This is a genomic window from Deltaproteobacteria bacterium, from assembly GCA_016874775.1.
Classification (GTDB): Bacteria; Desulfobacterota; Binatia; order Bin18; family Bin18; genus VGTJ01.
This window is the reverse complement of the sequence record VGTJ01000047.1, coordinates 24643-32767: the sequence shown is the minus strand read 5'-3', so window position 1 is coordinate 32767 and position 8125 is coordinate 24643. Positions and strand designations below refer to the sequence as shown.

Here is an 8125-nt window from a genome sequence, read left to right as displayed (position 1 = left end):
TGACTGTTGCGGCTTGCAATTCCTGCTTCAACCGGCAAATAAGCGCTTCGTTTCTTTCTCCATCATTGCTCCTACTTACGGCAACTGCAGAATAAACTCCACGGCGGCTGTTAACTTAATGCCATTGCCCTGCCAGGGAGAGGGAAGCACGAACGGAGCGAATGCGGGTAAGAGTAAATAGCTGGGGGTAAGACTCTCGTCCTCCGCTCTTGTTTCCATGCCCTACTTCCCTTTGTATTCTGGCGACGTCGGCTTCTCTAGCCAGTCACGCCGTTTCTCGTACGGCAACGCAGTATACGTCTTCATGGCAGCCAGACCATCTTCGGACAACATGGTCTCCAGAAACGCCGCACTCTCAACATCTAATCCAGCCGCGAGATGTGTGTCACTGCCTGCGTAGACCGCATGTTTCGCGCGCGACACCGCGATCGGCGAAAAAGATGCAATCTCCGCAGCAATCTCTTTTGCCCGAGCTAAGGCATCATCAACCACTTCATGAACCAGCCCCATTGCCAAGGCTTCCTCTGGACGTACCACGCGTGAACGCAGGACAAACTCAACCGCACGGCCCGCACCGATCAAACGTGACAAACGTTGCGTGCCGCTACCTCCGGGTAAAATTCCCAGTTTCACTTCTGGCAAGCCATAACGAATATCAGCCTTCTGACCAATGCGAATATCGCAGGACAAACTCAGCTCGAAGCCGCCACCCATCGTGTCACCATTCATCGCGACAATAACCGGCTTAGGCAAATCACGCATACGTTTCAGCATCGCATGATAACCTGTAGTGAGGGCAGTACCAGCAACACGCATCGCCTCACGGTTGCTTGCCAGCTCGACTAACTCTTCCACGCTGTAATGCGTGATGAATTTCCCCGGCATCCCGCCGGTTAAGACGACAGCACGAATATCTGGCTTCCGCCATTGTTCGATAAGTGCGGAAAACTCTTGTGCCCCTGCCGCACAGAAATAATTCATCGGTGGGTTCAGATAGGTCGCTACTACGACATGATTAGCGACTTCGGTTGTCCATAGGCTCATTGCGAACTCTCCTCTTCTTCTTTTTTCCTTGATTCGTCAAAGGCTCATAAATTTCGACTATTTCGGAGACTCCTGCGGCCAACCGGTCGTCAAGGTCATACCGGGTAACCCACGCTACGACCTCTTCGTCCGTTGCATCTGGTGCAAGTGGAGGAATAAAGGGAATCTTCTTTGCTTTCTTCATAGCTCAAGGGATTTTGTGATCACGCATCACGTATCACGCATCACAGCTTATCCGTCCCTTCAGGCATCGGAACAGGCGGATTAAACGTCGGATTGGTACCCGAGAGGATATTTTCCATTCGTGTGCGGACAAACTGCATAAACTCGGGATGTGGGAAAATATAGAACTGTTCGTTGACGATGGCCTGAAAAACTTTCTCTGCCACTTCTGATGGTGGCATGCCGCCCGCAATCATCATCCGTGCCATCTCGGCGAATGCTTGATAGGATTCCGGAATTGGTCGCTCTGGTGTCGTCAGATGCGCGGGGCGGTTCCGAGCAGAGTCGATGATGTTGGTTTTGACAAAACCAGGACACAACACCGACACTTTGATCGGTGAAGCATTCATCAACAATTCGAGATGAAGCGACTCCGACATCGTGACCACCGCAAACTTGGTGACGTCATAGACCGACATAAACGGCGAAGAAAGATGCCCAGCCATCGAGGCGGTGTTGACGATGTGGCCTTCGGTGCCTTGCTGTTGCATGATCGGCACGAAGGTGTGGATACCGTGGATCACTCCCCACAGGTTGACGCCAATGACCCACTGCCAGTTTTCCAGCGTTTGGTCCCAGGTGGTGCCCATGTCGCCGCCAACACCTGCATTGTTGCACACGATGTGAACCGCTCCGAAGGTATCGAGCGTTTTGCGTGCCAATGCATCGACCTGAGCGGCTTGTGACACATCGGTCACAACACTCAATGTCGTTGCACCCTGCGCGCGCATTTCGCCCTCGGTCTTTTTCAGCGCACCTTCTTCGACATCAGCAAGTACGATTTTCATCCCTGCTGTGGCAAAGCGCTCGGCCATGGCGCGCCCAATGCCGCTCGCGGCACCAGTGACAACGGCAACCCGATCTTTGAACTCCTTCATAATGATCCTTTCTGTTCCCCCACGATTACTTCGCCGCTGGAGCTGGCACTTCTGCCATACGCGAAGTGGTATCGTTATCGTACTCAAGGTGTAGCGCACGCACAATCAACCCGTGCATGCGCCACAATCCGATCACCACGAACAGTTCGAGAATCTCAGGATCAGATAAGTGCTTTCGCAAGGCTGCAAACGTGGCATCTTCAACCAAGTTCCGTGACAGGATTTCATCCGCCGCCGCCATCACCGCGCGTTCGACTGGCGAGAACACATCACTGGTTGTCCAGCCTTTAATCGCTGCGAGTTTGTTTTCAGACACGCCAACCATGCGCGCCACTTTCAGATGTTGGGAGTATTCAAATTTTGAGTCACCGACGATGCCGGTACGCAGAATTGCCAGTTCGCGCAGTTTGGGGTCAAGCTTACGTCCTGGTTGTAGCAACCCCATAAGGTCATTTCTTGCCATCAAGAAAAGGTCCGGAACTAACGCAAACGTTGTCCAGTAGTCACCCGGTGTTCCGGTCGTAGTTCCTGGCTCTCTGACGGGGTCGCGGTCACCAAAGAATTGACGATACACTTCCAATACTTCTGGCGGGGCTTCGGCTTTTGATACTTGGCGTAATCGACCCATGAGACGGCTCCTTTCCACGTTGTTGGGGGAAATCCATACCACGAGGCGGACGCAAGCGCCCAGCCCCCTTATCTGCCAGTTGCGTTTGAGGGGCCGTCCGTGCATACATGAACGCGATCAACATATCCGGGGACGAAGATAAAGCGCAGGTAGTGCTGAGTAACTGTAGACGAGCCGGAACCTCCAGATCAGAAATGGATAGAGATATGCAGACAGACTGGTTCTTTCCGCCCTTTCATCTTGACGTCCGTGGCGAGCGCCTCTGGCGCGGGACACAGCTTCTCGAGTTGCGCCCGAAAACCTTTGCGATTCTTCGCTACTTGGTGGAGCACGCCGGAGAATTGATAACGAAAGCGCAACTGTTCGATGCAATGTGGCCCGGGATTGCTGTTGGCGACGCCGTGCTCAAAGTGAGCATCGGTGAATTGCGTGAAGTGTTGGGCGATCTTTCGCACAAACCGCGATTTATCGAGACTGTACATCGACGAGGATATCGCTTCATCGGACAAGTCACTGACAGTCAGCCATCGGGAGTCAGTGCCAAGGAAGCAGCGACAAGCGGGAAGCCGCAGACGAGCCCCCTTTCCCAACCAACCTCTAACCCTCCACCTCTCACCTCCAGCATCGTTGGTCGTGACGCAGAGTTGACTCGGCTACACAACCTGTTTGAGAAAACCTTACATGGTGAACGACAGTTCGTGTTTGTGGCTGGTGATGCGGGGATTGGTAAGACAGCATTGGTTGACACCTTTCTCGCTCAGGTTATGGCATACTCCACAGTCTGGAGTGTCCGCGGGCAGTGCTTTGCTCACTACGGAACGAGTGAGGCATATCTGCCTATTTTAGAGGCGATGAGTGTTCTTTGCCGCGGACCAGCTCGTGAGCGGATCATCGCACTTTTGCAGCAGTACGCGCCAACCTGGCTCGCGCAGTTGCCAACGGTCTTGAGCGCTGCCGAACGCGAAGCGTTATATCGTCGCCGCTTAGGGTCTTCTCAAGAACGGATGCTGCGAGAGCTCGCCGATTTTCTTGAAGTCCTCGGAACGCAAGCCCCGGTGATCTTCATTCTGGAAGATCTGCATTGGAGTGACACTTCAACACTGGACTTAGTGTCTGTTCTTGCTCGTCGAGCCACTGAAGCGCGACTCCTCGTGCTGAGCACGTATCGACCGGTGGAGCTGATTTTGCACAAACATCCACTGAAGCAAGTCAAGCAAGAACTCGAAGGCCATAACAAGTGTGTCGAAGTTGCACTCGAATTGCTTCCTGTTGAGGCGGTTTCTCAATTTGTCAAAAACAGACTTGCCGAGAACCAGTATACGCCACAAGGAGTCGACGATCTGGCGGCGTTTATCCATAGCCGCACCGACGGGCACCCATTGTTTATGACAGCCCTCGTAGACGAGGCGGTGAACCGGTATGTCACTTCTCAGACTCCAGACGGAGAAACACTTCGGGGAACCCTTGCCGCGCTTGACCAAAGAGTCCCGGAGAATATCCGTCACTTGATCGAACGACAGAAAGAGCAGTTAGAGGAAGACGCTCAGCAGGTACTCGAAGTTGCCAGTGTCGTCGGGACAGAGTTTTCAGCGGCAACAGTCGCGGCTGCCTTGGAAAAAGAACAAGAGTGGGTTGAAGAGTGTTGTGACCAATTGGCTCAACAACGGCAATTTCTCCAACCGGTGGGCTTAGTGGAGTGGCCAGACGGAACGGTCGCCGGACGCTATGCCTTTCTTCATGCGCTCCATCAAAACGTCCTGTATGAAGGGCTCACTCCCGTGCGTCAACTGACACTCCATCGTCGTGTAGGTGAACGAGAAGAAGCCGCATACGGGGACCGTGCGAGTGAGATTGCTGCCGTACTAGCGCACCGTTTCGACTGTGGGAAAGAGTATCGTCGCGCCGTGCGGTATTTGCAGCTGTCCGCGACCGCCGCTAAGGGGCGTGCGGCTCCGCGTGAAGGGATTCAGAACTTAACCAAAGCGTTGCAGTTACTGCAAATGTGGCCAGAAGGTGGCGAACGTCTCGGCCAGGAACTCTTGTTGCAGTTGGCTCTCGGACCAATGCTCATGGCCACCCGCGGCTATGCGTCGGTTGAAGTCGAACACGCGTTTGCCCGCGCCCAGGAGTTGTGTCAGCAGCTTGGGAATCCGCCCTTGCTGTTTCCTGCCATCTGGGGAGTGTGGGCCTCACATCTCGTTCGTGGGAACATCTACGCCGCGCGAGAATTAGCTGAGCAAGTTTTCGCTTTGGCACAGCAGACCCAAGACCCTGATCAGTTAGTTGAAGCCCATCATGCACTATGGGTGACAAAGTTTTTTGCTGGTGAATTCGAGTCCGTACTTTCGCACGTTGAGCAAGGCTTATCGTTGTATCGCCCTATCCACCAAGAATTCATTGGGCTCTATGGGCAGGACGCCGCCACGGTAGGGTTATCTTATCGTGCTGTCACTTCCTGCCTGTGCGGGTATTACGACCAGGCGGTCCACGCCAGCGAACAAGCGCTAGCACAAGCGCACGACGTTGCTCACTTGTTTAGCGTGGGGTTTGCCATGCAGTTTGCGACATGGACGTCCTTTTTTCGCGGCGACTCTACAACGCTGCTTGAACAGGCCGACGCACAAATCGCTTTTAGCATAGAACAGGGGTTTCCGTTTTGGCTGGCAGGTGGTGTCCATTTTCGTTCCCACGCCCTGGCTGCGCAAGGTCGTGTAGAAGAAGGGTTGAAGTTGATACGGCAAGGACTCACCGCCTGGCAGGCCACCGGTGCAAAATTAGCCATCCCTTCGTATCTCGCGACCTTTGCCGAATTGTATATCCGTACGCAACGTCTGGAAGAGGCATCCTCTGTATTGGAGCAAGCCTTCGCCTTCATGGAACAAACCGGCCAACGCTACTATGAAGCGGAGCTGTGGCGGCTCAAAGGAGACATTTTGCTGATGCAAGATGTCCAAAGCCCAAAGTCTAACGTCAAAGGTCCAGAGTCGGCAAAGACCAAATCCAAACCTCTCACTCCTAACGCCCTGGCCGAGGCAGAGGAATGCTTTCTCAACGCCATTGAAGTCGCGCAACGGCAGCGGGCAAAGACCCTTGAACTGCGTGCACTGATGAGCCTCGTTCGATTACGGCAACACCCAGCCGCAAAACACGGACAACATCCGGCACTCGCAGATGCACACAAAATGTTATCAGAAGTCTACAACTGGTTTACCGAGGGATTTGACGCGCAGGACCTGCAAGAGGCAAAAACGTTGCTGTCAGAGCTGAGTGGTGGAGCAGCGCCCCCCTCGCGCCAACAGAAACCGACACCGACTAAACGCGCGAAGAAAAATGCCACGCCATTGGAAAAACGATGAACACAAGCGAATTACTTTTTGAACAGCAAGGCGCAGTCGCAATTATTACCTTTAATAGACCGGACGCGCGTAACGCGATTACCTGGGCAATGTACGATGGTTTGATGGAGTCGAGCGAAGAAGTTGACCGCAATGACACAATTCGTGTGGTGATCTTCCGTGGCGCAGGAGGACAAGCGTTCGTTGCGGGCACAGACATCAGTCAGTTTCAGAATTTTCGCACCGAAGACGACGCGCTCAACTATGAACGACGCTTAGATGAGGTTGTCGGTCGGTTGGAGCAGGTCACCAAACCGACGATTGCTGCGATTACCGGTCCTGCTGCTGGCGCTGGGGCGGTTGTCGCCCTCACGTGCGACCTGCGTTACTGCACGCCGGAAAGCCAGATTGGGGTGCCAATCGCACGAACGTTAGGTAATTGTCTGTCAATTGCGAACTATGCGCGACTCGTGGATATGGTTGGTCCGGCACGAACAAAAGAGTTGTTGTTTCGGGCCAGGTTACTTTCGGCGAATGATGCTCTCCAACTTGGTCTCATCAACGAAATTGTTCCCGCAGAGCGTTTGTTCGAGCATGTCGTAACCGTGGCTCAAGAAATCGCAACTCACGCACCAATTACACTGCGAGTGACAAAAGAAGCGATTCGTCGCTTGCAGGTCCATCGGCGGGCAGTTGATGGCGATGATCTCACGGTGATGGCCTATATGAGCGAAGACTTCCGCGAAGGGGTGAACGCATTCGTGGCCAAGCGGAAGCCGCAGTTTCGCGGGAAATAGATAAGAACGAGGAGTGAGACGTCAATGATGAGAGACTATTGAGTCCGCCTTACGTTACTGGCTCTTGGTGTTTTTGTCCTTGTGCACGTCTTCTTGTTGCAAACGAGCATAGTATTCATTAACTGACTGCAACAATTCCGGGCGGTCACTCTGGAATAATGAGCGTCCTAATCGAGTCGCCAGGTAGGACGCGACATAATCAGCAAAGAGATGATACAGCAGCGGCGAGAACTCTTCACGCACCTCACCATAGACAGGTAACACGCTATGCGCATGACGAGTAACGTCGGTGTCATTTGTGTGTGCAACAGCGATGACTCGTCTCCCCAATGCACGAGCCGTTGCCGCTAAGTCACCCGCTCGCCAATACGAGCGACCCGGTGGAGCGACAACGAACACTGGCATGTCAGTAGGATAGGCAAAGCGTTGTACGTGCCACCACTCTTCCAAGTCTTCACCGAGCGTAAAGATCCCCGCTGCCTCGATAACTTTCGCTGCACTGAAGAGGGCAGTCCCATAACTCGGCCCACTGCCGACCATAACCATCGCAGGAGCATCGGCGACGAAGTTCGCTACCTCATGACATCGTTCTTTAATGGCCGCCGAGGTAGTTTCTACGGTATCAGCAAGGGCAACGAGTTCGTGCCGTAAGCGGTTCGCCTCTTCGGGTGGATAACTGTTGCGCATTTCGCCCAACTGAATCGCTACCAACAGCATCCCCAGTACACTCGCCTGATAGGTACGAATCCCTGGAGAACGTTCCTTCTGTGGCAGTTCCACGATGATCGAGCGGTCAGCAGCTTGGGTCACTGCACTCTTCGGGACACCGGTCAGGGCAATTGTCAGCACTCCATGTGATCTCGCACGTTCGAGAGCTTGCACCACACGTTGAGTGCCACCTGACGCTGAAGTGGCGATCACTAAGGTTTGCTGTGGTGTAACCGGGCGCATCCACGCTACGCCATAGTCGAGAAACCGTTGCGCACTCAGCGGTTCGCAGTCGACACCCGCAATCGTCTCAAAGGCCATCTCCGTGGCACATGAAGCGTGATAGGAATCCCCGTCGCCGGTCAGGTACACCTTGCGCACCGACTGCCACTCCGAGGGCGTAAGGATCGTACGAATCTGTTGGGCAAACGGGTGTGTCAACGTACGCAAGTCACCTGCCAGCCCTTCCACTTGTCTGAGCATCACTGCTGGTTTGAGCGGTTCCATAGGCAC

The 8125-nt window shown here is 54.0% G+C and carries 6 protein-coding genes; 2 read left to right on the top strand and 4 right to left on the bottom strand.

Annotated elements, in window-relative coordinates:
- Positions 1-222: 222 nt before the first annotated feature.
- The 3 genes from FJ147_10305 to FJ147_10295 all read right to left on the bottom strand — a co-directional run bounded on the left by FJ147_10305 (position 223) and on the right by FJ147_10295 (position 2772).
- Positions 223-1044 carry an enoyl-CoA hydratase gene (locus FJ147_10305; protein MBM4256277.1) on the bottom strand — a complete coding sequence of 274 codons (822 nt, stop codon included), beginning with the start codon at positions 1042-1044 and terminating at the stop codon, positions 223-225.
- A 224-nt stretch (positions 1045-1268) separates the two neighbouring features.
- Positions 1269-2144: an SDR family NAD(P)-dependent oxidoreductase gene (locus FJ147_10300; GenBank protein MBM4256276.1), complete on the bottom strand. Its 876-nt coding sequence runs from the start codon at positions 2142-2144 to the stop codon at positions 1269-1271.
- A 25-nt stretch (positions 2145-2169) separates the two neighbouring features.
- The gene (locus tag FJ147_10295; GenBank protein ID MBM4256275.1) at positions 2170-2772 is read right to left on the bottom strand and encodes a carboxymuconolactone decarboxylase family protein; all 603 of its coding nucleotides are present in this window, start codon (positions 2770-2772) and stop codon (positions 2170-2172) included.
- 107 nt (positions 2773-2879) lie between these two features.
- Between FJ147_10295 and FJ147_10290 the strand changes: the two genes are divergently transcribed.
- Positions 2880-6128: a hypothetical protein gene (locus FJ147_10290; protein ID MBM4256274.1), complete on the top strand. Its 3249-nt coding sequence runs from the start codon at positions 2880-2882 to the stop codon at positions 6126-6128.
- Positions 6125-6904, top strand: a complete 780-nt coding sequence (locus FJ147_10285; GenBank protein ID MBM4256273.1) for an enoyl-CoA hydratase — start codon at positions 6125-6127, stop codon at positions 6902-6904. The genes FJ147_10290 and FJ147_10285 overlap by 4 nt, the downstream gene beginning before the upstream one ends.
- A 54-nt stretch (positions 6905-6958) precedes the next feature.
- Here FJ147_10285 and FJ147_10280 read toward each other — a convergent pair whose 3' ends face one another.
- Positions 6959-8119 carry an SIS domain-containing protein gene (locus FJ147_10280; GenBank protein MBM4256272.1) on the bottom strand — a complete coding sequence of 387 codons (1161 nt, stop codon included), beginning with the start codon at positions 8117-8119 and terminating at the stop codon, positions 6959-6961.
- Positions 8120-8125: the final 6 nt, after the last annotated feature.